This window comes from Burkholderia sp. AU45251, from assembly GCF_030482905.1.
Classification (GTDB): Bacteria; Pseudomonadota; Gammaproteobacteria; order Burkholderiales; family Burkholderiaceae; genus Burkholderia; species Burkholderia aenigmatica.
Genome location: NZ_JAUJQH010000016.1, coordinates 149,707 through 175,418, shown reverse-complemented (window position 1 = coordinate 175,418; position 25,712 = coordinate 149,707). Strand labels below are relative to the sequence as shown.

The following is a 25,712-nucleotide window of genomic DNA, read 5'->3' as shown; positions in this document are numbered from 1 at the left end:
TCGTCATTCGTCGCTCGGCTTTGTTTCTCCGGAGCAGTTCCTTCGGGACTGGATCAAAGCTCAGCAGACCAAGGATGCGGCTGCATAACTCGGGACCGTTGGAAGGCGAAAAACCGAGGGAAGCTCAGGTCATCCCGGTCATCCAACACGTGCTTTGCCAGCAAGTCGCGAACACGCTTCATGATCCAGGCGATCTCGGCCGAGGAAATATCCCACTGTCCCGAAGAGACCTTCTTGGTCATGTCGGTTTCGACGTGGGAAAGCGAATCGGACAGTGACTGCAACGGGTCCTTGGTGAGTTTCCTGCGGGTGTAGGTCGCGAGCTGTCTGGCGAGATCTTCACAAGCATCGTATCGCGTGAATAGTTCTTCGTCAGTCGGCCGTGAGATAAGCTGGCCGCCGGCACGCCGGAGTAAGAGTTTCGGTCGATACCCGCCAATGGCACCTTGGGGGGACTCCCGAGGAAAGTCTTCAGGAATGGTTGGGTAGCTCATCGTTGTGATCCTCTCGACGGCGCTTCGGATTATTCATGTAAGTACACGGAGGTGCGATTTGGTAGGGATCAGATTCGATGCCGGTAGCGCCGGTGGCACCACCAATCGGTAGCAATCTGCTTTATCAGAACAATGAACTGCCACGCGAACACCACCGCGAATATCAAAATCGAGGCGAGTCCGATGGAGCGCGGCAGGACCCACGGCGTGACGAAATCTGCAATTGCCGCGGCAATGCAGGCGATAAACACGTCTACGTCGGACCAGCTTCTCTCGTTTGTGCTGGTCGATTGTCTGGGTGTCGCTTGCTAATACGAGGCCATCGGAGCCTTGGGTTATTGCTTTGTCACCCCCACCAGTTCCGATCGGGTGTGTTCCCGGGTAGGTGGGGAAAGCTCGCCCTTCCGGTCGATCGCAATGTATTAGGCGCCCGACAATCTGACGATGACGTTCTTGCACAGGGAACAAGCGGTTCGGACGGATGCCCGGATGTTTCGGCCTAGATTTTATTTGCTGCCGGTCCTTCTCATCTCGCCATCATGGAATCGCTCCACCGTGAGGTGCTGTGACCCCTGGAATGTCTTCCGTGCCGGCCTCGCTGCGATGTAGAACAACTGAAGTCATCCCGGTGTGGGGCGACCTCGGGGAGGTAGCGTATTTTGTAGTTACTTAAAAATATGGTGTGGAGCAAAAATTCCATCTTGAGGGGTTTTTGCAGTGCAGCAACGCGAAAGTACGATTCTCCCCGGCGATTGATATTCGATTCTGGAGTACGCATCATATGGTCATCGTTTGCCTTGATGCGAAGCCTAGGCGAGACCCCGCGCGATCATGAAATGATCGCGACGGGGAGGCCTTCATCATAGTTCTATGAATATTGATGCGCATGCATATCCGCGACATCGCTGTCGCCGCCTTCGGCGCCAGTTTTATACTTTGAGGCATCGACTGCATTTCACGGTGGTTTGCCGATCACGTCGTACCGAAACCAAGACGATGAAAGAGAATTTCAAGGAATTGGTGGTGGCGGGAAAAATAAAATTCGGCCCCGTGTAATCCGGGTAGCGTAACGTGGCATTAAACCCGGTGAAGCGATCTCTGTAAAATTTTGAATTTTACTGGGTGGGTGGCCGAGAAAATCATGATGTGCCGCATAAATAAAAATATGGTTTTATAATTGGCTGGATATTTTAAAGATTTTATGCTGAATGCTTCTTAATAAGAAGTAAAAATGGTTACACACCGGAAGTACAGGAGTGTATTCGGGCGCTTAAACGATGCCCTCATCGCATCGATCAGAGTACCCGGCGGGCACACAGTGATTCCAGCCAAGAAGTGGCTAAGGAAGGGAGCTTGCAAGTGGCGCGGAAGCTGCCTGGTGCGCAGCTATGGCGTGCGCCGAATTTTGGCGGCGGTATGGTCGACTGCTTGATTCACACGCTCAAAAAACAATGCGCGCATTGTCCTCACATTGGAAATGCCATTGCATGCAAATTGCGCAATCACGCACGCAATCAGTTCCATCGCATTCACGTTTCAATGGGCGAGAACGCCGGCCGACGCATTGCTTTGGGCAACAGGACCTATGCGTTTCTTGGCGGGCTGACACGTTCCAGCTATGGTCAGCAGTTGGTGCGCGTAGCGATGCATTGGCGCAATTGTGTAGGGAAGCTTTATGAAGTGAATTTCGAACTGGACCGTAGTTAAATGCCATGCACGGCGGCCTAAACATCATCCGAAGAAGCCAGCTGCATTCTCAAATAATGAGTTCTCTAGTCGGTCGGACTGAACAAGCTCTTTGAATTAAGGTGCGCATCACCCGTCAACATCTCTCACGCCGGTGCAGCAACTTTTTCGCCTTGAAATGCGGATAGATGTACATAGACTCCGACCGGTGGAAAAGGTATACGGTCCACGTCTGGAGTCTCACGGTCGCATCTCGACCAGCTGTTTTTTGCTGCTGATCCAGCAGAGGAGGCACCAACTATGAGTCAGGGCCGTGAGAAACGGCTGCGAAAATTGATTGCTTGAAACTAAACGGGCTCCCGGTCTGCAAACCGGGAGCCCGTTCGTCTCGGCCTGATCGGCGGAGCACGTGAACTCACTTCCTATGAGTCATGCTCTGCCTAATCGGCCCGGTTGTCAAGAGCCAAAGAGTGGAGGCAGGTATGAACACGTCTATGCATTCTGTGAGCGATGAAGTATCGGCGACACGCCAAACGATCTGCGCCAAGTTCGGCGGGTATGTCCGCGCGGAAGTGGTGTCAGATGTCACGCGATCGTCGATCATGCGGCTACCAAGTCCCGTAAGCACTCCATTTCCGAAAGCGCCAAAGCAGGTGTTGCCCGATGACGGCGCACCTGACGATCAAGGCCTTCCGCCCACGGGAACGCACGTGGCGTGCAGCGACTCTGAGCCGCGATTTGTTCGATTCATCACGGGACCCGACTTGCCTATACGACGGGAACGGCTCCAACTTCGCTTGGCCGAACTTGCAACCGGATGTCGTCACACGCTTCTGATGCTCCGCAAGCCGGACGACCTGGGCGCCCAGCTTCGCGCCGCGATCTGGACCGCAACGCTGCGCGCTCAGTTTCCAGAGCGATCGATCTTTATCGGTATTGACGGAATCGACCAGCGACTCACATCACCGCATTCCGTTGCGGCTCAACTGGCAACGTTAGTGAATATCGGAGCGACAATCATCTGCGCCGTCGATGGTCGATATAGCGATGCTCAATTGCTGACGTTTCATCTCCGCATCCTTGGTATCACAGTGGTTCGGGAAGGGCAGTGCTCCTCTTCCGTAAAGGAAATTGGTGCAACTCCGCGGCGGTTTCCCACTGTCCACACGCCGGCGCTGACCACATACGCGTATCGAAAGCACATCGAATCATTTACGCAGATCGACGTCGCCGACGGCACAGTGCCTGACAAGAGGCCGAAATCGAAGCGATGCCGGCTCGATGAATGTGCGGCGCGTTTCGCTGCGGCCTACCGCAATCCCTTTGCGATCAGCCGCCTTCTTGCAGAGAGGAAGTGGTAGTTGGGTCTGCCCGTTACGGCACGGAATGTGACGGGCTGCTTGCGCAGCCGTGACAAATTGCAGTCCCACGATCCACGGTTTCAACGTTGAGCTCATTCGGCGCGAGGACGAAACAAGTCGATTGCGTGAAGGTCGACGGCACGGCCCGCTGCTGTCGGGCCGCGGCTAATGGAAGTCTGGCCGTCGCCGAATGATATGAAGGAGGCTGGTCATGACTAGCAGAACCGTTCGCATGCGTCGGACCACGATGGAGCGCAAATTGAAGGAGCAGGAGACTGCGAAGAGGGAGGGGAGGCACGAGCGCTGGATTGGGACGCGGGATATGCCGGGCGTCGGTATGAAAACGCGATTGACTTCTTCGAAAACCGGCCTGCGAGCAATTCATCTGCTATCGGATGGAGAGAAGGCTTGTTTCCTTGAGCTCTGGTGGGATCGACGCATATTGACCGTATACGATCAGGTAATGCTTGAGCCAGAAAAGACATTGCGGGCAGCTGCGCGTGCCGGCGTGGATCATCCGCGGTATCCGGATACGGGCGATCCAGTTGTACTCAGCACGGACCTTGTAGCGATAGGTGAACGGAACGGTCGGCTCTACAAGCGTGCTATTTCGGTCAAATCCTCAGAGAGGTTCGGTACGACTGACAAGACGCCCAAGCAAAAAATAGAAGAGCAATATTGGCTAGGTGAGGGGGCGCGGTTTGAGATCTTCAAAGCCCATGGGATGCATGCAGCACGACACAAGAATCTCGGCTGGTTACTGAAAGCCGAGAATGACATGCTGGGGCGGGAACTGTCGGAAACCGAAGAGACCGCGCAACGGGAGCTATTGCGACGTCTGCGAAAGTGTATAGACGCTCGTGTTGTCGACGCCTGCGAGGCGGTAGAACGCCAGTTTTCACTGCAGAGCGGTGCCTGTGCGCAAGCGTTTCGTCAACTGGCGGCAAAGAGAATTGTCAGTTTTGACCTTGAATCGAAAAATCCCGTGCTCGTCATTGTTAAAGATTTGCGTGTGAACGTTCGATTGTAAATGTGCAGTAATCCAAAGTAATGCGGAATAGATAGATTGAAAAGGAGGTTGCTATGCTGAAAAAGGCGACCTGTCCGTCGTCCATTGCAATGGGAGATGTACTGAAGGAGCGCAATGGAGACACGATTTATATCGTCTTGAAAACGGGCGATGGACAGAGATGGACGCACCTGATTGATATCGAGCATGGGAAGCCGGAAAGTAGGCATCGTGCTAGCCCATTCAAACTGAAAACCGACGAGGTGCTCAGACGACTGTCGTTCAACGTCGAAGACGACGATGCACTTGACATCATTTCGAAGTTGCCAGTGAGCGTTGCGGAGCGGCGTCGAGCCGCGACATACGTCCCGAACCGGCGGTCGAAGGAAAGCCTCGAATGCGTCGAGGAACCTGAGAGGTATCGGGGGTGGGTACTCATCCGACGGTTGCTTACGTTCGACAGACATACCGACGGCGAGCTGCCACCAGAGCCGTCGCTCCATGGTGATGAGTATGAGGCGTTGCTTGAGCGGTCGACTCGCGCGAAGCGGATTCACCGTTTTATCGCGATGTATCAATATTCTGAGGCTACGGTACGACGCGTGTTGCGGCGCTTCTGGCAGCGCGGTATGACGCCTGCCGCCGCCGGGGACGACTATGACCGATGTGGAGGGAAGGGACAAGTAAAGAACTTCGAATCGAAACCCGGCCGGAAGTCACGCGACAAAAGCTTGAGCGGTCCCCCACGTAATGTGGAGACTCGAAAGATACTGGCAATAGCAGCCGACTACCATTTTACTGCTGAGTACAGGAGGGGGCCTCGAGCGTCTAAGACGATGGCGGCGTCAGTCCGTTGGGTCATGACCTTGTTTGCGCGTCGAAAAGTCTTTGATGCAGACGGCAGGCTGGTGGACATGGAGTTTGTCGAAGGGGCCTGCATAACGCCAAGGCAACTGCAGTACTACATTGCGCAAAATTATTCGTACAAGGACCGTCGGGTGCGCAAGGTGGGAATCCGACGCTATCTGCTGCATGAGCGGCCGCTGACTGGTCGACTCTCGGACACGCGGGGACCCGGTCAACGATTCCATATTGATGCGACGATCATCGACGTATATCCCGTTTCTCGCATCATGCGCAGCATCGCGCTTCGCAGGCCGACGTTGTATCTGGTTGTCGACGACTATTCCCGCATGATTGTGGGCGTGCATCTGACGTTTGACCCTCCGTGCTGGAACGGGGCAATGATGGCTCTCGTCAACGCTATTAGTTCCAAGGTCGAGTTCTGTAAAAGGCTCGGACTCGACATCACAGAAGGCCAGTGGCCTTCGGAGATCCTCTGCGAGGAACTGTATGGTGACCAGGGTGAGATCAGTAGCGTGCACAAGGCGCAGCCACTCCATCGAGACTATCGGGTGGAGATATTGAATCCGGCTGCGTATCGACCCGACCTGCGTGGTGTCATGGAAGTGCGATTTCACGTTCTGCCGGCGACGTGGATGTCTTTGGTTCCGGGCGCAGTCGAAAAAGACTCGTTTGAAAGAGGCCGGGTACACCCGGCTCTCGACGCGGCGCTGGACATCAGGCAACTGCTTCTGATTGTGGTGATGGCGATACTTAGTTACAACAGCCGAGCGGTGACAGGCTATCCGACTCCGCCCGAGATGGTCGAAGCGGGCGAAGCGGCGACCCCACTGAACCTCTGGAAATACGGTATTAAAGTCAACGGGCGTGGGCGTAAGGTCGATGTCGCGGAGTTCCGCTCGAAGGTCATAGCCCCCGAGAAGGCGGTCATCGTAGCCAACGGCATTAAGTTCAAGCGCGTCATGTACGCGTGCCCCCTGTCCTTGATAGAGAGGCAGGCCATGTTTCGCGCGGAGGGGAAGGAAACGGTCGTTGACGTCACTCCCGATTCCTCCGACGTCAGCAATATCCACCTGCTCGGTCTTGGGGAGCCGATCGCATGCTCTCTGCAAGAATCTGAGCCAGACTGGGTGGCAGGATTAACTTACCACGAACTTGAAGTCTATCGATCTGTCAATGCAGCGAACATTGGGTGCCACGAAGCCGAAGTGCAGAAGAGTCTCGCGATAACCGAATACAACATCGCAGCTACAGCCAAACAGTCGGTGAAGCAGACGAAAGCGGCATTGGAAGCCGCCGGCCTCAGGCATCCAGATATAAATAATCTGGATAACGAAACGTTACGTGAACGCGCGGATGAGCGAACTGAACGTGAGATGGGCGAACGTAGCGGAGCACAGGACCCTGCATTAGGCGCGGTGGGCATTCGACAAGCAGATGCCGTCATGAGTGGCAAGGATCGTAATAGCTCAATAGTCGAAAAGCGTAGCAAGCCATTCCGGCGTGTGACTGGGGGCCTTACCCGTTCGGCGCGCCCTCAGGCGGAGGATCATCGTGGCATTGATCCTCAGAGTGCAGGCGCCGACACCACTGACTCGTCGGAAGGTAGAGATAGCTCGGATTTCGGGGCTATTTCAGAGCAGATTGAGGCTGGCATGCGCGACCTGTTCGATAAGGTTTGACTCGTAGACGAAGTGCTTGAAGTTGCAGCCGAAATGGACGTTGCTGTTTGGAGCGATGCATGAGCGAGCGCGGCGCGTCCTGGCTTGATTCGAAATAATCGCGCTGTATGCATTCGCTATGTCGTTGAGAAGATGTCCGATTTTATTAAAGGAGGGGCGGCCGGTAGTCTCTGAATATTTTTGATTGGACGGTTTATGGCGATGTCGCATCAACATGCCTTTAACGGAGGTTGCCATGGTAAAGCGTACCGAAGCAAACGTGAACGAGGTTCAGGTGAAGCCTCAGCCGGTAAAGCAATGTATCGAAGCAGTCGAGGCTCAATACTATGAGGGTGATCTACTTCCTGAGCATGCGAGCAACCCCTTGATCTCTGCGCTAGGGCCATACTGGCGCATCGAAGATATCGTCCGCGAGTTGAGCGTTCCAATACCATTCTCTGAGGAGGAGAGGTGCAGGTCAAAAGAGTACCGGACAAATGCGGTTGCGCGGTTGGGAAATTTGATCGTGGGGTTGCCGTCTCAGGTTGAAGTGGTTTCAACGGTGCATTTACTCATCAGGCAGCACTACTCTCAGCAGTCTATTCATAATAATGGAATTGACGGGATCAAGGAACGTTATGGAGTCTCGGCGGACGGCCAACTGACGGCAGTCTATCCCCACGAGAGAAGCCATGCGTACTGCGCAGGGCTCTTTGGTATATCCGGCTCAGGAAAAACTACCGTTCTGCATTCTGCGCTCAGGCTTCTGCCGAAGGTTATTCACCACTCGAGATACGGCATCACGCAGGTCGTCCGTATCAAGATTGACTGTCCAAGAAGCGCCAGCCTGAAGGACACGCTCCGGCTTCTGCTCGCAACCTACGATGACCTTCTCGGAACGCACTATGAGAAAGAAGTTGGCAGTCGCGCAACGGTTGCCGATTTCGCCAACAAGGTCCATCGCGTTGCGCGAAGACATTTTACGGGACTGATCGTACTCGACGAAATCCAGAACGCACTCTATGCAGTGGCATCGCACGACCCGCTCTTCGATTTCTTCGTCAACTTCACAAACGTTGTTCAGGTTCCGGTCCTTGTCGCAGGGACACCCCGCGCGGAGCGTCTTTTCCGTCGGACACTACGATTGGCGCGGCGAGCAAGCAGCGGGGGGGTAATCAATTGGAAGGGGATTACCAATGAGCGGGATTGGGATCGGTTCTGTAAGGAGCTGTCGAAATATCAATGGCTATCTAAAGCGGCGCCGCTATCCGCAGCCGAGCGAAAATGCCTGTGGGGACTGACTCAGGGGCTCGCGGGATTGGCAGTTCCGCTGTTCCAGCTTGCGCAATATGCAGCCATTGCGTCCGGCGAGGAACGCCTCTCGGCACGCATGTTTGTGCGGGTGTTTGACGAGAAAATGTCTTCCCTGAAACCGATCATACGCGCCATTCGCTCGGGCAAGAAAGTGGCAATGATGAAATATGACGATGTGTTGGGCGATACGTTGAAAGATGTCGTTGCCGAGATGAAGACAGAAATGCAGCATAACCTGTTCTACGATGAGTCAATTCGACATGACAGGTTGGAGACTAGCCTCGATGCAGTTTCGTCCCTGATGCTTATCGGCATTCCCAGGGAGACGGCATCGTCGATGACTGCGCTTGTGCAAAAACACCACCCGAATGCATCTCGCGAACAATTAATCCACGAAGTTTGCGTCAAGTACTACGGCACGAAGTCTTCAACGTTGTCACGCAAGTCGTCCAGCACGTCGGATGAGGAATCATCGGTTATTGGCTGAGGGTGGTGGGGGGACGGACGTCGGGAGCAGTGTTTATCTACCTGATCTCAGTACCCCTTGTCGATCGGAGAGGCGGCTATGGCTATCGCATTGAGAAGGCCACGAGAAGATGAGCTTCTCGTCAGTGTCTTTGCGGAGTATGTCAGCGACGAACGCGTTGCGCACCGGGACGCCTTTTTGCGTCGTGTGCTGGGCTATTGTGCCACTTCCCTGTTCGATATGGCTGGCGGACTGGACAGGCTTGCGGAGGAGACCGCCGACTATTGGCGACTGAGCTCCGACGAGATTACGCGCTGCCACACAAACTATCCCTATCACACGGCAAGTTGCTCGGCGAAGGTGGCGGAAGAGGTGCGCTCAGCGATGAAAAGCCGGGTCGCAGGGGTGAGGAACAGAAGAGGTCTGGGCTTCGGGAGGTTCAACCGGCTGGACGCTTTCCGGTACTGCCGTAAGTGTGCATCGGATGATGTGGCGGCGGGCTATCGTCCATTTTTTCGAAGGTCACAACAACTGCCCGGTGTCGCATATTGCGCCCGTCATCAGGTCCCCCTGTTGATATCTCGAGTCGCGGCGAGTTCGCCCTTCGACGAAGCGAAACATTTCAATGACTATTTCGAGGGAGGGCGGTCGATCGATATTGATGTGCCTGACGTCGAGACGATGAGGCGCCTCGTTCGAGTCGCCGAGTTTTCGGAGGAGATATTGCGCGGACGCGTCGGTGAGGCTGGTTTTTTTCAAAGACAGGATATGTACAGGGAGCGGCTCAGGGCGCTGGGCTATTCGTGGAGAGGTGCATCTGTACATATCAACCGGCTCTCTCAAGATTTGGTCGAGTTTTATGGAGCCAGCTACCTCGGGTGGGTCGGGCTGTTTCGCGAGGGGCAAAAAACGCGCGATTGGGTAGTTCCACTGGTGTGTGCGGGGCAAGCCGTTCCGCCTACAGTTGCTCATGTGCTCCTGGAGGTATTCCTTCAGTCCGCGGAGCGGACAGAACGCAGTGCATTGAACAGTGTAGTCGTGCGATGCCCGGCTAGGTTCGGCAAGCATGCGGATTCTAGCTTCGAAGGGCGCGTTCAATTCGACGCAGACCTCAGAACGGGACGGGCTGTGTGTGTCTGCGGAACGAAATTTACGTTTGACGTACGAGATCGGCACGCGGCCGTGCGTCGCATTTCTAGCTATGGGGAGTCATATCGCAGCGAAGCCAGAGCGCTACTCGAACTGGGCGAATCTCATCGGACAGTCGCAGAGCGACTAGGTGTCAGCATCATGACCGCAAGGCGTTTGACGTCGCACACTCCGGCCGGGGAAGACTGCGCTTCATATGACGATATTCGAGCGTGGCGGACTGAATGGATGATTGCCCTCGCCGGCACGCCAGGCTCTGTTGCCGCGGTGTGCAGGAAGCGGCATCGACCACTTTACCGACGACTTCTGCAACATGACCGAAAGTGGGTGCAGCAGAGTTGCCTGAATCAGTGCACGACCAGATCGAGACGTATCAACTGGTCAGCTCGTGATGCTGCGTATGTGATTTCAATGAGGAAAGCATGGGAGACGCTCAGAGCAACAGAGCCTCCGAGATGGGTAAGCAAAATCAGTATCTTGATGCTATCCGGTGTTCCTCAAGGCACGAGAAATCAGCTTTTCAAGCTGCCGACCTGCAGCAGCTTCCTCAAGGCTCATACGGAGTGTCGCGGAGACTATTTGCGTCGTCTAGGTCAATGGAGCACCGGGCATCATTATGGAGATCGTGCAAATACTCGCACCTAAACACTACACGGATCGGGGGCGAGGGAAACCTGGCAAGCTATGTTGAAAATTTGAAGATTGTCGCTCGTGTCCGAGAAGGAGGATGTCATGGCGGTGGCTTTGAAGCCTTTTCTTGAGGGCGAGACAATTTTTAGCAATATTAGTCGGTACGCAGACGAAGTGGGATTGCGAGCGTTAAATACTATCTTGCCCATTCTGTTCGGTTCGCCTTGCAGAGCGATTAAAATTCTTCCCGTAGGGCTTCAATATTTTTCAGAGGAGACGTCAGAATACATAGGTCTGGATGGGGAGAAGATTGCTCGCCAACATACTCCTTATAACTATCTCATGGCGTTGGCAAACGAAGATGCGCGTGAGGCGACTATGAAAAAGATGCTGTCGCGGTACGTTGGCACGCCGACGGGGATTCGCGGGCCCGAGATGACGAGAAAGGAAATAAAGGGGCTGCGATATTGCGATGAATGTGTGGCCGAGTGTCGTGAGACCGCAGTCGAACTGTACTATCGCGTTGATCAACAATTGCCGGGTGTATATGTTTGCCCGAAGCATACCCGGCTGCTGCGTGTGGTAGTCGGTACGGAAACGATGGATTTTTCTCATTCAGGTAGCCTGGCAACATTGGCGTCCCGGAATGATGGGACAACGCTTGAAGGACTGAAGCCGCTTGAATTGCAAGCGATGGCCGACGTCGCTAGGCGCAGTGCGCACGTGCTTGTCGCGGCTGATTTAAACCTCGGGAGATTCCCATATCGAGAGATGCTGAAAGAGGCTGGTTTTCTTTCGAAAGGAGGTGATGTTCGGCACAATGCTTTAAGCGAGGCACGTGCCAGTTACTTTGGCACTCAGTTTTGTTGGATAACTGGTTTTGACGACGATGACATGGTCCGGATATTACTTCCGTCGTTTCAATGCGCATCGATTCGTCACCCGTTCAAATCCATAGCTTTCCAGTCCATGCTGGCGTATCTAGCGTCTGGTGAAGGAACTTTCCGTCCGCGGGTCGAAGCGCACTCGGCTACATTGAATGAACATCTGATTTGCTCGGGAAAGCTGCACCGTGACGCAGACAAATTCAGCGAGTTGCGGTTTGTAAAGGCGAGCGGGCGATACGTTACAGATTGCACGTGCGGTGTGTCGGTAAGCTTGAGAGTTGACGGCGACGGGAACGTTATCGATCGGCAGACGGTTGGATATGGGCGTCGGTATAAAGCGGCTTTTAGAGAGCTCGTTAGCGGAGGGATGAATGCGCCAGCGGCCGGACGAGAAATCGGAATCAAGAAAGACATTGCGTGGTTCTGGAAGCAGGAAGTTTTACCGGGAGCATCCCAGCTTTCCAAGTCCTGCCGAGCCTCCCTTCGGGCGAAATGGCGTGCTTGTGTCGAATCAGCGCCGACAGAGCGCAGATTGACCGTTGCTCGCAAGCTTGAACCCAACCTGTGGCTAAAGTTGCAAACTTACGACAGGCAATGGTTCTTGCTTTTCAATTCTCGACATAGGGATTCGAGGCGGCGTGGCGATGGGCACCTCTTGGAAATCTTCGCGAGACTTGATGACGCTCGCAAACTTATTGCGGGCAGACTTCCACCAGAGCATGTCACGCGAAAAGCGCTAGTTGCTGTTGCGCGTGCCGAACTGAACGGTCGATTGCCAGGATGCCATGATGTTGCGATAAAGCGACACCTGTCGACATTGGCTGAGGGGAGGATTGTATTCATTGACCGCCTGATTGACTACTGGCTTGAACGATTGGCCGAAGAGCGAGTTGTCTCAGTGGCGCAGTTTTCCGAGCTGGGCGGGTTTTCTCGCAAGAGACTGACTGCGGCACAGAAGGCTCGCATCGCAAACTGGCTTTCAGATGACTCCCGATAAGGGAAGCCCGCATGTCGGTTCGAAAGACACTGGGCACCAGGATCGCTAGGCGGTGGACCTTACAGATGCCGCGGATGATCACCGTGATCGTGCCGTCTCTGGATGGCGTGTCGCCGGTCAAAAGGTAGACCCCCTGCGAGAGCCGCTGCAGCCAGCCAGACTTGACCATATGCGCCAGCGCGGCGCTTACCCCCCATGTCCCCGAGCATATCGGAGTCAATAGGGTGGCCACGCCGGCTTTCCCGCAGGAGCCGCTGGACTTTCTTGTTGCTCATCTGGGAAAGAATGTCTGCGTTGTCTGGATGCAGAATATGCAGATAATGTTTGATTAACTGCAATTAATTAACGCGTCGCCCCCAATCGGGCCTGGCATGACTTTCCTGTGCGAGGCAGTTTTCTCGCTGGGTCGTATCGCTATTCGAATTTGCCCTACGTCTCCGAACACCGCCTCACACTTGAGTTGATGAATCGGTCCTGCGCCTGAACTCCCGTTGCGAGCGGTACTTCAGCGCGCTATGAGTGTGCTGCCGGTTGTAATGCTAGAACGCGACGGCGAGATTGTGCGCTGCGCCGAGTTCATGATTCGACGCTTTTATTCTGTGCTGCTGGAATGCCCGCCTGCGCCGGAGGCCGCAGACTTTGTGTACGGGAAATCTGACGCTTAGCGTGGCTCGCGAGAAATTCCAGCGGACTTTGTTTTTTCCGCGGCGCTGATTGTGGCGGTGGACGTTACATCGCAGCCGTTATTTCCCGCACACTTTGATGTTCGCCAATACCCGTCTTTCCGCGCGTCCGCCCGGACGCGTCAGGCCCGTATTATCCCCCGATCGCCGAAAACCCCCGTTCGAACCCGTGCGGCGTCTGCTTGCGCCTGTTTGCGCGTACGCTTCGCGCGATGCGCGTGCGCAAAAAAAAGCGCGATGCCCGCATGGGGTATCGCGCATCAAACGGCGTGGAGCGCCGACGAATGATCGGTGATGAAGAAAGGGGCGCCCGGCTAAGGGGCGCGCGGCCAGGGACGCCCGGTTAGGCGCGCTCCTGGCGAGCGGGCCGGCCCGCCTCGCGTGGTCCGGTCAGGCCTTCGCGAGCTTGATGCTGGTCGGCTCGGCGGTCAGGTAGCCGACGCTGGCGCCGAAGCGGTCCTTGAAGTTCGCGCGCACGAGCGGATCGAGCGTCGGCTTGACCTTGTCGTGCAGCGGCGATTCCCAGTCGCCCGCGTGCTGGAAGTTGCTCATGATGTACGTCCAGCCGTTGATCTCGTCGACCGCGTGCAGGCCCGTCGATTCGGCGCCGGCCGGGCACGACAGCACGCGCACGAGCGACTTCGTGTCGACGTTGTAGGCCCACAGGAAGTTGTTCACGTGCATGCCCGAATCTTCGCCGATGAAGAGCGTGCGCAACTTTTCGGAGAACTTCAGGTTGTCCGGGTTCGCGATCTTGTCCGGGTTCGCGAGGTTGCCGAGTCCGTCGGCCGCGGCGAGATCCTCGCCGACGAGCGCGGCCGGCGCGCCCATGTCGACCGGCACCCATTCGCTGTCGATCGCACTGCCCGTCGTGTCGCGCTGGCTGCCCTTCAGGTTCAGCGCATAGACGGCGCCCGCGGCGATCTTCTTGTCGACCGCGACGTCGCGCGACACCGCATTGCCCTTGACCATCGACGTTTCGATCCGCGACATCGCCGTGTAGACGATCTTGTCCTTCGCGTTCACGGTCGTGCCTTCGAGTTTCGTGAAGGCCATGCTGCCGCCGAGCAGTGCCGCGTAACGGTGCGTCTCGAGGAACGCGGCTGCCTTTTCCATCCCCGGCTTCACGCGCATCCAGTTGAACTTGCCGCCGAAGTGGATCTTCGCGTAGCTCGGATCGTTCGGGTCGGTGGTCGTCAGGTCCATGATGTCCGACGCCTTCAGCGTGTTCGCGAGCGCTTCGATCTCGCTGCTGGTCGCGTGGCCGATCTTGATCCACGTGAGCGTCGCCGTGCCCGCGCCGGCGGACGACGTCTGCGTCCACTTCGCGACGTACAGCGTGCCGGCCGACAGGTCGGCCGCCTTGTCGGCGACGAACATGAACAGGCCGCCGTTGGTGGCGTCGTCACCCATCATCACGGTGCGCTGGTCCGGCATCACCTGGATCAGCTCGTGCGAGATGCGGCCGAGGCAGTAGTGCTTCTTCACGGTGCCCGTGCCGTCCGGATTCACGGTGATCTCGGGAAGGTGGCCGTAGTGGTAGGGATTCGCCTTCGTCTCGTCGCCGAACGTGTTCTTGCTGAACGCCTTGAACTGCGCGTCGGTCGCGATCTTCGTCGCGTCCGGCTCGTACTCTTCGCTCGACAGGTGCGTGCCCCACGGCGACAGGCTCGCGCCGCACGTGATCCACAGGCCGTGCGCCTTCGACGTGTCGACGTTGTGGTACTTGACGACCTTCAGCGCGCCATTGGCCGGATCCTGGTCGAGCGTCACCACCGCGATCGGCGACGGCAACTGGCCGTACTGCGATGCGCTGGCCTGGTCGCGCGTCGTGTATTCGAACTGCACGACGGCGAACACCGTGTTGCCCTTCACGCCGGGCACGCTCGCGTTCTTCAGCGTCAGCAACGAGCTGCCGTCCGGGCAGTCGGAATAGAACTGGCGCTCCTTGCCGGCCACCGAGCGGTCGATGATCGGCTGGTTGTTGATGTCGTAGTAGCCGCCCGCGAGCGTCGTGCCGCCTTTGCCGTCCGGCACCATGTCGCCCGTCACGAAGAACGGCCGGTACGCCAGCTTGAAGTTGCGCGCCGAGCCGTCCGAGAACGACACCGACAGCGTCGAGCCGACCGTCGTCGTGGACATCGCGGCCGCGTTGTCGAGCGAGGGCGCGGCCATTGCCGAGAACGTGGCCGACGTGTACGCGGCAGCGACTGGGGCCGGCGTCGATGCCGGATTGTCGTCGCCGCCGCAACCCGTCAGCAGGGCCGGCAGCGCGAGGCCGGAAAGGGGCAGCATCGGCGCGCCGGCGAGGATCTTCAGGGCCTGACGACGGGAAGTATTGGGCAACGCGGGCATGTGGAGTCCAGTTTCAGTTGTTGGAAGAATGGCCTTCGCGAAGCAGGCGGTCGGCAAGCTTGGCGAAGGCAAATTGAAAACTGGACGGAAGTGTAAGGATGCTCGATGAAAGTTTTTTGAATTGAAAACGTAATGATGTGTCGGGCGTTCGTCAGGCGCTCAATCGCGTTCGGGCGTCGCCGAGATGCGGTGGATCGACAGGTCCGCGCCGTCGAACTCGGCTTCGCGGTCGAGGCGCAGCCCGACGGTCGCTTTCAGTGCGCCGTAGACGAGTGTGCCGCCCGCGGTCGCGATCGCGATGCCACCGAACGTGCCGATCAGCTGCGACATGAACGACACGCCGCCGAGCCCGCCGAGCGCGGGCAGGCCGAACACGCCGGCCGCGAGGCCGCCGAGCGCGCCGCACATGCCGTGCAGCGGCCACACGCCGAGCACGTCGTCGATGCGCCACTTGTTCTGTACGCAGGTGAACATCGCGACGAACAGCGCGCCTGCGACGGCGCCGGTGACGAGCGCGCCGATCGGATGCATCACGTCGGAGCCCGCGCACACCGCGACGAGGCCGGCGAGCGGCCCGTTGTAGGTGAAGCCCGGGTCGTTGCGGCCGGCCATCCACGCGGCGAGCGTGCCGCCGACCATCGCCATCAGCGAGTTCACGGCGACGAGGCCGCTGATCTTGTCGAGCGTCTGCGCGCTCATCACGTTGAAGCCGAACCAGCCGACCGCGAGCACCCACGCGCCGAGCGCGAGGAACGGGATGTTCGACGGCGGGTGCGCGGCGATCCGGCCGTCCTTCGCGTAGCGGCCGTGGCGCGCGCCGAGCAGCAGCACGGCCGGCAGCGCGACCCAGCCGCCGAATGCGTGCACGACGACGGAGCCCGCGAAATCGTGGAACGGCGCACCGAACGCGTGCGTGAGCCAGGCCTGCACGCCGAAACGTTCGTTCCATGCGATCCCTTCGAAGAACGGATAGATGAAGCCGACGATGATCAGTGTCGCGACGAGCTGCGGATTGAACTTCGCGCGCTCGGCGATGCCGCCGGACACGATCGCGGGGATCGCCGCCGCGAAGGTCAGCAGGAAGAAGAAGCGCACGAGCGCGTAGCCGCTGTGCTGCGACAGCGTGCCAATGTCGTCGAAGAACTCGACGCCGTACGCGATCGTGTAGCCGATGAAGAAATACGCGAGCGTCGACACCGAGAAATCGACCAGGATCTTTACGAGCGCGTTGACCTGGTTTTTCTTGCGGACCGTGCCGAGTTCGAGAAATGCAAAGCCCGCGTGCATCGCGAGCACCATGACGGCGCCGATCAACAGGAACAGTGTGTCGACGCCGGATTTCAGACCATCCATGCCGTGGCTTCCTTGCGCAAAAAACGGGCAAGGAACGCAAGTATCGAGCCAACTTGGTGAACGGCTGCGTGGAGTTGGTGCTCGAACACCGTGTGGTGCGGCATTCCGGTGAATCATGCACGGGAAGGGGGCGCGGCCGGCACGGGACCGGTGTGATGCCGGGTGCACGCGTGTGGTGCGGCGGGTGCGGAACTGGTGCGTGTGACGTGCCGATTGGTGCGGCGTGGTGCGCGATGGTGCGTCGCTGCGCACCGTTCCGGCGCGTCAGCGGCGCGTGAACAGCGTGGGCGGCCGGCGCAGCCGCAGCGCGCACACCGACCAGTAGGCGGCGACGGTTGTGAGTCCGAGCGCGGCAAACGCGAGCGCCGCGAAGCCCGCAAGCGACTGGCCGTCGCCGTCGGGGCCGAGGATGCCTCGCACGACGATCAGCGCGGCCGTCCAGAAGCCGATCACGGCCTGCGTGAGCAGGCGCGCGGACGCGACGCGGCGCGGGCGCCCGGAATCGGCAAGACGGCGCGCCGACCACGGGCGCAAGCACAGGAACAGGGTGGCGGCGAGCAGTACGGCCAGGGCGATGAGCCAGTCGACGAGAAAATCCATGAAAAAGGGGGCACTTCCGTAGCAGGTTGAGGCCTGCCCACTTTAGTGTTCTCGCGTGTGCGATTGAATCAGACGAGTCCTAAATTGAAAGCTATTTTTAATGGCGGGGCGTGATTGGCCGTGTTCCACAGGCGGTATCATCGACGTCGGTCCAACCATGAGGCCGCGCGACGCGCGGCCGGAGATTGCAGATGAACATGAAGACATCGCGGGCGCGTGGCGTGCCCGGGTCCGTCCTGGCGGCCGTGGCCGCCGGTGCGCTGTTGTTGCTCGCGGGCTGCGAGAAGTCCGGTGCGCCGGTCACGCAACCCGATACAGCCGCGAGCGCGGCCGCCGATGCCGCGAACAATGCGGCCAAGGCGCTCGACCAGGTGGCGAGCACGGTCAACCAGCAGATCAATGCCGCGAAGGCCGGCATCGCGTCCGCGGCGTCGGCCGTGCCGCCGCTGTCCGCGAGCGGTCTCGCTTCCGCTGCGCAGGCGCAGATCGATGCGGCCGCTTCCGCGGTCGTCGCGCATGCGGCTTCCGAAGCCGGCGCGCAGATCGCGCAAGCCGGCAAGAAGCTCCAGCAGTGGAGCCAGCAGAACGCGTCGGGCGCCAAGCCTGCGAGCGGAGAGTGACGCGGGCTTGCATGATCCGCAAAATGTAATTATGATGGTTACACATGTCGCCGGCTGCGGGATGGGCCGGCGTCGTCAAGTGAGTGAGGAATGAATACCAGCAGCCGGTTCGCGTTTGCCGTCCACGTGCTTGCCTTGCTGTCGATGCAGGAAGGCGCGCCGCTGTCGTCCGACATCATCGCGGGCAGCGTGAACACGAATCCGGCGTTGATTCGCCGGTTGCTGTCGATGCTGGCGGCCGCCGGGCTGACCACGTCGCAACTGGGCGCGGGCGGCGGTGCGCTGCTGGCGCGCGAGCCCGGCGCGATCACGCTGCTCGACGTGTATCGGGCGGTCGACGATGCGCAACTGTTCGCGCTGCACCGCGAGGCGCCGAATCCCGCGTGTCTCGTCGGGCGGCACATCCAGGGCGCGCTGATCGACTACATCGGCGACGCGCAGCGGGCGATGGAAGCATCGCTTGGCACGCGCACGCTGGCCGACGTCACGGCCGACGTGCTGGATCTGGAGCAGCGCACGCAACAGGCGGCGCGTGCCGGCGGGTGACCGGCGGCAGGGCAGGAAGCCGGGCGGCGCGACAGGCGCGGCGGCCGGTGCAACGGGGGCTATGCCCCGTTTTTTTCGGTCTTATCTGTAATTAACTGTGTTACATATTTTTCTGACTGGAGAATCGATATGACGCAACGTACTTTGAATATCGCGCTGTTTGGCGCCACTGGCACGATCGGCTCGCGCATCGCTGCAGAAGCCGCACGACGCGGCCATCGCGTGACCGCGCTGTCGCGCCATCCCGGTGCGGCCGGCGACGGCATCACCGCGAAGGCGGCCGACCTGTTCGACGCCGCCAGCATCGCGGCCGCGCTGCCGGGCCATGACGTCGTCGCGAGCGCGTACGGTCCGAAGCAGGACGATGCGGCGAAGGTCGTCGCGGCCGCGAAGGCGCTGGTCGCCGGCACGCGGCAGGCGGGGCTGAAGCGGCTCGTGGTGGTGGGCGGCGCCGGTTCGCTCGAAGTCGCGCCCGGCAAGCAGCTCGTCGACAGCGAAGGTTTCCCGGAAGCGTACAAGGCGGTCGCGCTCGCGCACCGCGATGCATTCGACTACCTGCAGACGGTCGGCGATCTCGACTGGACGTTCTTCGCGCCCGCTGCGCTGATCGCCCCGGGTGAGCGGACGGGTACGTTCCGCACGGGTGCCGGCAAGCTGATCGCGGACGCGCAAGGCAACAGCAAGATCTCGGCGGAAGACTATGCGGTCGCGTTCGTCGACGCGCTCGAGCAAGGCAGCTTCGTGCGCGAGATCGCGACGGTCGCGTATTGAGCGGCGTGCCGGCCGGCGGCGCGTGCGCGCCGGGCCGGCCGTGACAGGCAGGAACGCCAGGCGATTCCACCCTGATGGGCGGGATCGCCTGTTTCATTTGGCGCGTGCCGCGTGCCGGCGGATCCGTTCATGCGATGCGCGTACCGGATCGGTATTTATACCGGTCGACGCGGCGCAGCGGTTTTCATATTGTTCCCCGTTGGGCAGGATGCATAGAATAAATTTCTATCTACGAGGGACTGGAGAAATGGACGCCATCGATCGCAAGCTGCTGGAGCTCTTGCAGGCGGATGCCACGCTACCGATCGCGGAACTGGCGCAGCGCGTGAACTTGTCGCAGACGCCGTGCTGGAAGCGCGTGCAGCGGCTCAAGGAAACCGGCGCGATTCGCGCGCAGGTTGCGCTATGCGATCCGCGCAAGCTCGGGGTCGGCACGACCGTGTTCGTCGCGATCCGCACGAACCAGCACACCGAGGAATGGGCGCAGCGTTTCACGCAGGCCGTGCGCGACATGCCGGAAGTGGTCGAGGTGTACCGGATGAGCGGCGAGACCGACTATCTGCTGCGCGTCGTGGTGGCCGGCATCGACGATTACGACCGCGTCTACAAGCAGCTGATTCGCGCTGTGCCGCTGTTCGACGTCAGCTCGTCGTTCGCGATGGAGCAGATCAAGTATTCGACCGCGCTGCCCGTGCGTGATCTTGCCGAGCCGGCATAACGCGGCAAGGAAACGCGGCAATGAAGCGACGCGGGCGCACATCGCACCCGCGGGTTCAGCGGCCGCGCGCCAGTGCGCGCGCGCGTTCGTCGGCCAGTGCGTCGCGGCGCACGAAATCCGCGACGAACGGGCTGGCCGGATGGTGATGCAGTGCGTACGGCGTATCCCATTGCGCGAGCTGGCCGTCCTTCATCACGCCGATCCGGTCGGCGATCGCAAACGCTTCGGCCTGGTTGTGCGTGACGAGGATCGCGGTGTGGCCCGTGCGTTTCAGGATGTCGCGCAGCTCGAACGCAAGCCGCTCGCGCGTATCGACATCGAGATTCGAGAACGGCTCGTCGAGCAGCAGCAGTTCCGGCGACGGCGCGAGCGCTCGCGCGAGTGCGACGCGCTGTTGCTGGCCGCCCGACAGTTCGTGCGGATACGCGCCGCCGGAATCGGCGAGGCCGACGAGTTCGAGCATTTCCGCGACGCGCATGCGACGTTCGGCCTTCGGCATGCGCCGCAGGCCGAACGCGACGTTGTCCGCCGCGCTCAGGTGCGGGAACAGCGCGTAGTCCTGGAACATCATGCCGATGCGGCGCCGCTCGGGCGGCACGTCGAGCGACGGCGCCGCGACGGGCGTGCCGTCCAGCACGATGCGTCCCATGCGCACCGGTTCGAAGCCGGCGATCGCGCGCAGCACGGTGGTCTTGCCGCAGCCCGACGCGCCGAGCAGGCAGCCGATGTCGCCGCGCGGCAGCGCGAGGCTCAGCCCGTCGACCACGGTGCGGCGACCGTGCGGCGTGTCGTAGGCGAGGCAGAGGTCATCGAGTTCGAGCAGGTTCACGGTGTCAGGCTCCGATCTTGTGGCGGGTGCGGGCGAGCAGGATCACGGGCACGAGCCCGGCCAGTACGATCGCGAGCGCGGCGACCGCGCCTTCCTCATAGGTGCCGCGCGCGGCTTCCGCATACAGCCAGGTCGCGAGCGTGTCGAAGTTCAGCGGACGCAGCAGCAGCGTCGCCGGCAATTCCTTCATCGCGTCGACGAACACCAGCAGCGCGCTCGTCGTGAGCGCGGGCCGCAGCAGCGGCAGGTGCACGCGGCGCAGCGTGCCGCCGGCCGTCTCGCCGAGCGAGCGCGCCGCCTGTTCGAGCGACGGCGGGATCCGCGCGAGGCCGGCCTCGATGCTGCCCGCCGGGATCGCGAGAAAGCGCACGGTATAGGCGATCACGAGCGCGGCCGCCGAGCCCATCAGCAACAGCCCGTCACGGCCGAGCGCCGCGCCGAACAGCCGGTCGGCCGCCGCGAACGGGATCAGCAGGCCGATCGCGAGCACAGTGCCCGGCACCGCATAGCCGAGGCTCGCGATGCTTGCGCACACGCGGGCCGGGCCGGCGCGGGCGCTGTCGCGTTGCGCGCGTGCGGCCCACGCGACGATGAGCCCGCACGCGACAGTCGCGACGGTGGCGGCGGTGGCGATCGCCAGCGTGTTCGCGAGCCCCGTCATCAGTTGCGCGGACACGCCGCCGACGAGGTGCAGCCGCTTGGCCGTCTCGACCGCGAGATACGCGGCCGGCGCGCCGAAGCCGAGCAGCACGGGCAGCCAGCCCAGCACGGCGGCGCCGAATGCAGCCGCGCCCGTCAGGCGGCGCGGCGCGATCGGCCGCATGCGCCGGCCATGCGCGTAGCGCTGGCGGCGCCGCCCGTAGCGTTCGAGCACGATCATGCCGACGACGATCGCGAGCATCGCGAGCGCGATCTGGGCGGCGCCGGCAAGATCGGAGCGCGTGATCCAGGTCGTATAGACGGACACGGTCAGCGTTTGCACGCCGAGGAATTCCGATGCGCCGATATCGTTCAGCGTTTCGAGCAGCGCGAGGCTCACGCCGACCGCGATCGCGGGCCGCGCGAGCGGCACGACGACGCGCCAGAACGTGGCGATCCGTCCCGCGCCGAGCGTGCGCGCGGCTTCGAGCAGGCTCGCGGACTGCGTGACGAACATCGCGCGCGTACTCAAGTAAACATAGGGATACAGCACGAAGCCGAGCACGAAGATCGCGCCGGGCAGCGAGCGCAGGTCGGGCAGGCGGAACTGGCGCGGGCTGTCGAAGCCGAGCAGCCAGCGGATCGCGCCTTGTACCGGGCCGATCGGGTGCAGCAGGTCGAGATACGCGAACGCGACGATATAGGTGGGCACCGCGAGCGGCAGCAGCAGTGCCCACGTCAGCATCCGGCGGCCGGGAAAGTCGTACGCGGTGACGAGCCACGCGCAGCCGGTGCCGATGATCGACACGATCGCGCCGACCCCGGCGAGCAGCAGCAGCGTATTGACGAGCGCCTGCGGCAGCACGAATTCGGCGAGATGCCGCCAGTGTGCGAGATCGGCGTCGAACGCAGCCGCCACGAGCACCGCAAGCGGCGCCGCGACCGCCGCGGCGATCGCCAGCGCCGCGCTCAGCCACCGGCTGCCCGCGCGCGGCAGCAGGCGCGGCTGGCGTGACGCGCGGCGCGCGCCGGCGGTCGTGGTGTCAGTTGTCAAAACCGACCTTGTCGACGAGCTGGCTCGCCTGCTTGCGATGCTTCGCGATGTCCGCCAGCGGCAGCGGGTCGATTTTCAGCGTGCCGAAGCTGGCGATCACCGGGTCCAGCTTCACGTTCGCGCGCACCGGGTATTCGTAGTTCGCCTGAGCATACAGCGCCTGCGCTTCCGGCGACACGAGGTATTCGAGCAGCTTCACCGCGTTGGCCTTGTGCGGCGCGTGCTTCGCGACCGTCGCGCCGCTGATGTTGACGTGCGTGCCGCCGCTCTTCGCGTTCGCGAACGTCGGCCGCACGACCTTGATCGCGTCGCCCCACTTGCGCGCGTCGCTGCCGGGCTCCGCGTTCTTCATGTGACCGACGTAGTACGCGTTCGCGAGGCCGACGTCGCAGATGCCGCCGAGGATGTCGCGTGCGACGTCGCGGTCGCCGCCCGTCGCCTTGCGCGCGAGGTTCGCCTTCACGCCGCGCAGCCACTTCTCGGTCGCCGCTTCGCCGTCGTGCGCGATCATCGCCGCGACGAGCGCCGTGTTGTACGGATGCTGGCCCGAACGGATGCAGACCTTGCCCTTCCATTTCGGATCGGCGAGATCCTCGTAGCGGAACGTATCGACCTTCAGGTCCTTCTCGACGTACAGCACGCGGTCGCGCAGCGACAGCGCGTACCAGTCGCCGTTCGCGCCGCGCAGGTTCGCGGGAATCGCGTCGTCGAGCGCCTTCGAGCGCACCGGCTGCGTGAGCCCGCCGTCGACGAGATCGAGCAGGTTGCCGACGTCGACCGTCATCAGCACGTCGGCCGGCGACTGCACGCCTTCCGCCTTCACGCGCTCGAGCAGGCCGTCCTTCACGAACACCGTGTTGACCTTGACGCCGCTCTGCTTCGTGAACGCGTCGATGAGCGGCTGGATCAGCTTCGGTTCGCGGGTGGTGTACAGGCTCACTTCCTCGGCGGCCTGGGCCAGCGGCGCGAAAGCGGCGGCGGCAAGGGCGAGGGCGCCGGCAAGCGGCAGCAGGCGGGTGCGCGGATTCGACATGGAGACTCCGGAGGGGCAGGTGGACGAAGGGAGCGTTCCGGGGCGCGCCTGCCGCCCGAGCGACCCGAAACATTACAAAGTGAAAGACTCGGAATTCTAGATCGAAATGGGAACGATTATCAAATGAAAGCTTGCGGCAGGCGGGGAGAGGCGGGGGATGGGGATAGGCAACGGCGCGTCGCAGCGGGCGCGCAAGCGCGTAGAATGCCCGCTTCGATGAATTTGACGGAGTCGCCCCGACCATGAACGATCAGCGCAAGAAGAACCCTGTCCGCAACGTGAGCATCCTGATCGTCGTGGCCGTGCTGCTCGTGATCGGGACGATCCTGTACAACGCGATTTCGCAGAAGCACGCGTACGACGAGGCCCATCCGGCCGAGGCCGGCGAGCGCGGCGTCGCACTGACGTGCCGATGTGCGGCCCGCGGGCCGCGCACGTGTGGGGATGTGAAGGGGATGAATCCCCGGCTGTTGCGGCGGCGGATGCCGCGCGGAGCCGGGGAAGAAGCGGGCGCCTGAATGGGCGCACCGCGTATGCAGGTCAGTCGTGCGTCAGCGTGACGCAGGTGCGAATTTCGGGCGGATCCGTGCGTAGAACACGACCGCGAGCAGCACGAGCCAGGCCGCGCCGACATACAGCGCGACGCGCGTGTCTTCGAACCAGCCGAGCATCACGATCACGAAGCCCATGAACGCGATCGTCAGGGCCGGCGCGACCGGCCACAAGGGCACCTTGAACTTCAGCGCCGCGACTTCGGCGTTCGACAGCCGGCGGCGCATCGCGACCTGCGACAGCAGGATCATCAGCCACACCCACACGGTGGCGAACGTCGCGATCGCCGCGACCATCAGGAACACGTCCTTCGGCATCAGGTAGTTGAGCAGCACGCCGACGAGCAGCGCGGCTGCCATCACGACCACCGTGACCCAGGGCACGCCTTGCCGCGACGTCGTCATCAGCACGCGCGGCGCCTGGCCCTGGCGCGCCATCCCGAACATCATCCGGCCCGCGCCGAAGATGTCGCTGTTGATCGCGGAGATCGCCGCGCTGATCACGACGAGGTTGAGGATCGTTGCAGCCGACTTCACGCCGAGCGCCGAGAAGATCTGCACGAACGGGCTGCCGTCGCCGCCGACACCCGTCCACGGGCTGATCGACATCAGCACGACCATCGTCAGCACGTAGAACAGCAGGATGCGCGCGGGCACCGCGTTGATCGCGCGCGGAATCACGCGTTCCGGATCCTTCGCCTCGCCGGCGCTCATCCCGATCACCTCGATCCCGCCGTACGCGAAGATCACGACCGACAGCGACGCGATCAGCCCGCCGACGCCGTTCGGCAGGAAGCCGCCGTGGTTCCACAGGTTCGCGAACGTCGGCACGTCGGCCGAGTGGCCGAAGTGCATGCCGGTCAGCAGGATCGCGACGCCGCCGCCGATCATCGCGACGATCGCACCGACCTTGATGATCGACAGCCAGAACTCGAGTTCGCCGAACACCTTCACGTGGCACAGGTTCAGCCCGCAGATGATCGTGACGACGCCGAGCACCCAGATCCATTGCGGGACACCGGGAAACCAGAAGCCCATGTAGATGCCGAACGCGGTGATGTCGGCGATCGCGACGATCACCATTTCGAGCGTGTAGGTCCAGCCGGTGACGAATCCGGCGAACGGGCCGAGGTTCTCGGTCGCGTAGTGGCCGAACGAGCCGGCGACGGGTTCGCGCACGGCCATCTCGCCGAGCGCGCGCATCACCATGTAGACGGCCGCGCCGCCCAGGATGTACGCCAGGATCACGGCCGGGCCCGCGAGCTGGATCGCGGACGCCGAACCGTAGAACAGGCCCGTGCCGATCGCCGAACCCAGCGCGAGAAAGCGGATATGCCGCGCGCTCAGGTGGCGCTGCAAGTTTTTCATCGAGTCTCCGATATCGTTATGCGACGGACCGGGCAAGCGGGGCCGATCCGATTGGCTCAAGTTGTCTATACAAC

At 61.0% G+C, this 25,712-nt stretch carries 21 protein-coding genes and 1 pseudogene; 12 read left to right on the top strand and 10 right to left on the bottom strand.

Annotation, left to right across the window (positions count from 1 at the left end; all coding sequences use genetic code 11):
* Positions 1-53: 53 nt before the first annotated feature.
* Positions 54-494: a hypothetical protein gene (locus QZM67_RS26940; protein WP_301808052.1), complete on the bottom strand. Its 441-nt coding sequence runs from the start codon at positions 492-494 to the stop codon at positions 54-56.
* A gap of 68 nt (positions 495-562) precedes the next feature.
* Positions 563-745 carry a hypothetical protein gene (locus tag QZM67_RS26935; protein WP_301808050.1) on the bottom strand — a complete coding sequence of 61 codons (183 nt, stop codon included), beginning with the start codon at positions 743-745 and terminating at the stop codon, positions 563-565.
* Positions 746-1,853: 1,108 nt separating this feature from the next.
* On the opposite strand from QZM67_RS26935, the gene QZM67_RS26930 reads away from it, so the two are divergent.
* From QZM67_RS26930 to QZM67_RS26905, 7 genes are all read left to right on the top strand, one after another.
* Positions 1,854-2,201 carry a hypothetical protein gene (locus tag QZM67_RS26930; protein ID WP_301808046.1) on the top strand — a complete coding sequence of 116 codons (348 nt, stop codon included), beginning with the start codon at positions 1,854-1,856 and terminating at the stop codon, positions 2,199-2,201.
* A gap of 461 nt (positions 2,202-2,662) precedes the next feature.
* Positions 2,663-3,541, top strand: coding sequence for a hypothetical protein (locus QZM67_RS26925; protein ID WP_301808044.1), 879 nt, complete (start codon positions 2,663-2,665; stop codon positions 3,539-3,541).
* Positions 3,542-3,752: 211 nt separating this feature from the next.
* On the top strand, positions 3,753-4,571 hold the full coding sequence (locus QZM67_RS26920) for a heteromeric transposase endonuclease subunit TnsA (RefSeq protein ID WP_042974418.1): 819 nt from the start codon (positions 3,753-3,755) through the stop codon (positions 4,569-4,571).
* A gap of 53 nt (positions 4,572-4,624) precedes the next feature.
* Positions 4,625-7,096, top strand: coding sequence for a DDE-type integrase/transposase/recombinase (locus QZM67_RS26915; RefSeq protein WP_021158885.1), 2,472 nt, complete (start codon positions 4,625-4,627; stop codon positions 7,094-7,096).
* 235 nt (positions 7,097-7,331) lie between these two features.
* Positions 7,332-8,876 carry an ATP-binding protein gene (locus tag QZM67_RS26910; protein WP_021158884.1) on the top strand — a complete coding sequence of 515 codons (1,545 nt, stop codon included), beginning with the start codon at positions 7,332-7,334 and terminating at the stop codon, positions 8,874-8,876.
* A 78-nt stretch (positions 8,877-8,954) separates the two neighbouring features.
* Positions 8,955-10,649: a TnsD family Tn7-like transposition protein gene (locus QZM67_RS39955; RefSeq protein ID WP_021158883.1), complete on the top strand. Its 1,695-nt coding sequence runs from the start codon at positions 8,955-8,957 to the stop codon at positions 10,647-10,649.
* Between the two features lie 66 nt (positions 10,650-10,715).
* Positions 10,716-12,518 (top strand): TniQ family protein, encoded by a 1,803-nt coding sequence (locus tag QZM67_RS26905; RefSeq protein ID WP_301808037.1) that lies wholly within the window; start codon positions 10,716-10,718, stop codon positions 12,516-12,518.
* A gap of 85 nt (positions 12,519-12,603) precedes the next feature.
* Here the strand turns inward: QZM67_RS26905 and QZM67_RS26900 are convergent.
* The 4 genes and pseudogenes from QZM67_RS26900 to QZM67_RS26885 form a co-directional block, all read right to left on the bottom strand.
* Positions 12,604-12,793 (bottom strand): annotated as a pseudogene (locus tag QZM67_RS26900) (AbiEi antitoxin N-terminal domain-containing protein); the annotation flags it as partial.
* A 798-nt stretch (positions 12,794-13,591) separates the two neighbouring features.
* Complete coding sequence (locus tag QZM67_RS26895; RefSeq protein WP_301808034.1) at positions 13,592-15,556, bottom strand: PhoX family phosphatase; 1,965 nt, start codon at positions 15,554-15,556, stop codon at positions 13,592-13,594.
* Between the two features lie 159 nt (positions 15,557-15,715).
* Complete coding sequence (locus QZM67_RS26890) at positions 15,716-16,909, bottom strand: ammonium transporter (RefSeq protein WP_301808032.1); 1,194 nt, start codon at positions 16,907-16,909, stop codon at positions 15,716-15,718.
* Positions 16,910-17,173: 264 nt separating this feature from the next.
* Complete coding sequence (locus QZM67_RS26885; RefSeq protein WP_301808029.1) at positions 17,174-17,509, bottom strand: hypothetical protein; 336 nt, start codon at positions 17,507-17,509, stop codon at positions 17,174-17,176.
* A gap of 191 nt (positions 17,510-17,700) precedes the next feature.
* Here QZM67_RS26885 and QZM67_RS26880 point away from each other — a divergent pair, with 191 nt between their 5' ends.
* From QZM67_RS26880 to QZM67_RS26865, 4 genes are all read left to right on the top strand, one after another.
* Complete coding sequence (locus QZM67_RS26880; protein WP_301808027.1) at positions 17,701-18,129, top strand: hypothetical protein; 429 nt, start codon at positions 17,701-17,703, stop codon at positions 18,127-18,129.
* A 90-nt stretch (positions 18,130-18,219) separates the two neighbouring features.
* Positions 18,220-18,675: an Rrf2 family transcriptional regulator gene (locus QZM67_RS26875; protein WP_043182110.1), complete on the top strand. Its 456-nt coding sequence runs from the start codon at positions 18,220-18,222 to the stop codon at positions 18,673-18,675.
* Between the two features lie 129 nt (positions 18,676-18,804).
* Entirely contained in the window at positions 18,805-19,446 is a 642-nt protein-coding gene (locus QZM67_RS26870; protein ID WP_301808024.1) for an NAD(P)-dependent oxidoreductase, read from the top strand.
* 247 nt (positions 19,447-19,693) lie between these two features.
* Positions 19,694-20,164: an Lrp/AsnC family transcriptional regulator gene (locus QZM67_RS26865; protein WP_011351482.1), complete on the top strand. Its 471-nt coding sequence runs from the start codon at positions 19,694-19,696 to the stop codon at positions 20,162-20,164.
* A gap of 55 nt (positions 20,165-20,219) precedes the next feature.
* On the opposite strand, the gene QZM67_RS26860 is transcribed toward QZM67_RS26865, so the two are convergent.
* From QZM67_RS26860 to QZM67_RS26850, 3 genes are read right to left on the bottom strand one after another with little or no spacing between them, the layout of a single operon-like run.
* Positions 20,220-20,993 (bottom strand): ABC transporter ATP-binding protein, encoded by a 774-nt coding sequence (locus QZM67_RS26860; RefSeq protein ID WP_301808020.1) that lies wholly within the window; start codon positions 20,991-20,993, stop codon positions 20,220-20,222.
* A 4-nt stretch (positions 20,994-20,997) separates the two neighbouring features.
* Positions 20,998-22,632: an iron ABC transporter permease gene (locus QZM67_RS26855; RefSeq protein WP_301808060.1), complete on the bottom strand. Its 1,635-nt coding sequence runs from the start codon at positions 22,630-22,632 to the stop codon at positions 20,998-21,000.
* Positions 22,633-22,675: 43 nt separating this feature from the next.
* A complete protein-coding gene (locus QZM67_RS26850; protein WP_301808018.1) occupies positions 22,676-23,719 on the bottom strand; it encodes a Fe(3+) ABC transporter substrate-binding protein in 1,044 nt (347 codons plus the stop codon).
* A 242-nt stretch (positions 23,720-23,961) separates the two neighbouring features.
* Here QZM67_RS26850 and QZM67_RS26845 point away from each other — a divergent pair, with 242 nt between their 5' ends.
* The gene (locus tag QZM67_RS26845) at positions 23,962-24,237 is read left to right on the top strand and encodes a hypothetical protein (RefSeq protein WP_301808063.1); all 276 of its coding nucleotides are present in this window, start codon (positions 23,962-23,964) and stop codon (positions 24,235-24,237) included.
* A gap of 33 nt (positions 24,238-24,270) precedes the next feature.
* Here QZM67_RS26845 and QZM67_RS26840 read toward each other — a convergent pair whose 3' ends face one another.
* A complete protein-coding gene (locus tag QZM67_RS26840; RefSeq protein ID WP_175024389.1) occupies positions 24,271-25,638 on the bottom strand; it encodes an amino acid permease in 1,368 nt (455 codons plus the stop codon).
* Positions 25,639-25,712 lie beyond the last annotated feature (74 nt).

Coding starts and splice junctions, on each gene's coding strand:
- QZM67_RS26940 (WP_301808052.1), bottom strand. CDS start 494: ATGAGCTACCCAACCATTCCTGAAGACTTTCCTCGGGAGTCCCCCCAA.
- QZM67_RS26925 (WP_301808044.1), top strand. CDS start 2,663: ATGAACACGTCTATGCATTCTGTGAGCGATGAAGTATCGGCGACACGC.
- QZM67_RS26920 (WP_042974418.1), top strand. CDS start 3,753: ATGACTAGCAGAACCGTTCGCATGCGTCGGACCACGATGGAGCGCAAA.
- QZM67_RS26915 (WP_021158885.1), top strand. CDS start 4,625: ATGCTGAAAAAGGCGACCTGTCCGTCGTCCATTGCAATGGGAGATGTA.
- QZM67_RS26910 (WP_021158884.1), top strand. CDS start 7,332: ATGGTAAAGCGTACCGAAGCAAACGTGAACGAGGTTCAGGTGAAGCCT.
- QZM67_RS39955 (WP_021158883.1), top strand. CDS start 8,955: ATGGCTATCGCATTGAGAAGGCCACGAGAAGATGAGCTTCTCGTCAGT.
- QZM67_RS26895 (WP_301808034.1), bottom strand. CDS start 15,556: ATGCCCGCGTTGCCCAATACTTCCCGTCGTCAGGCCCTGAAGATCCTC.
- QZM67_RS26890 (WP_301808032.1), bottom strand. CDS start 16,909: ATGGATGGTCTGAAATCCGGCGTCGACACACTGTTCCTGTTGATCGGC.
- QZM67_RS26885 (WP_301808029.1), bottom strand. CDS start 17,509: ATGGATTTTCTCGTCGACTGGCTCATCGCCCTGGCCGTACTGCTCGCC.
- QZM67_RS26880 (WP_301808027.1), top strand. CDS start 17,701: ATGAACATGAAGACATCGCGGGCGCGTGGCGTGCCCGGGTCCGTCCTG.
- QZM67_RS26875 (WP_043182110.1), top strand. CDS start 18,220: ATGAATACCAGCAGCCGGTTCGCGTTTGCCGTCCACGTGCTTGCCTTG.
- QZM67_RS26870 (WP_301808024.1), top strand. CDS start 18,805: ATGACGCAACGTACTTTGAATATCGCGCTGTTTGGCGCCACTGGCACG.
- QZM67_RS26865 (WP_011351482.1), top strand. CDS start 19,694: ATGGACGCCATCGATCGCAAGCTGCTGGAGCTCTTGCAGGCGGATGCC.
- QZM67_RS26850 (WP_301808018.1), bottom strand. CDS start 23,719: ATGTCGAATCCGCGCACCCGCCTGCTGCCGCTTGCCGGCGCCCTCGCC.
- QZM67_RS26845 (WP_301808063.1), top strand. CDS start 23,962: ATGAACGATCAGCGCAAGAAGAACCCTGTCCGCAACGTGAGCATCCTG.
- QZM67_RS26840 (WP_175024389.1), bottom strand. CDS start 25,638: ATGAAAAACTTGCAGCGCCACCTGAGCGCGCGGCATATCCGCTTTCTC.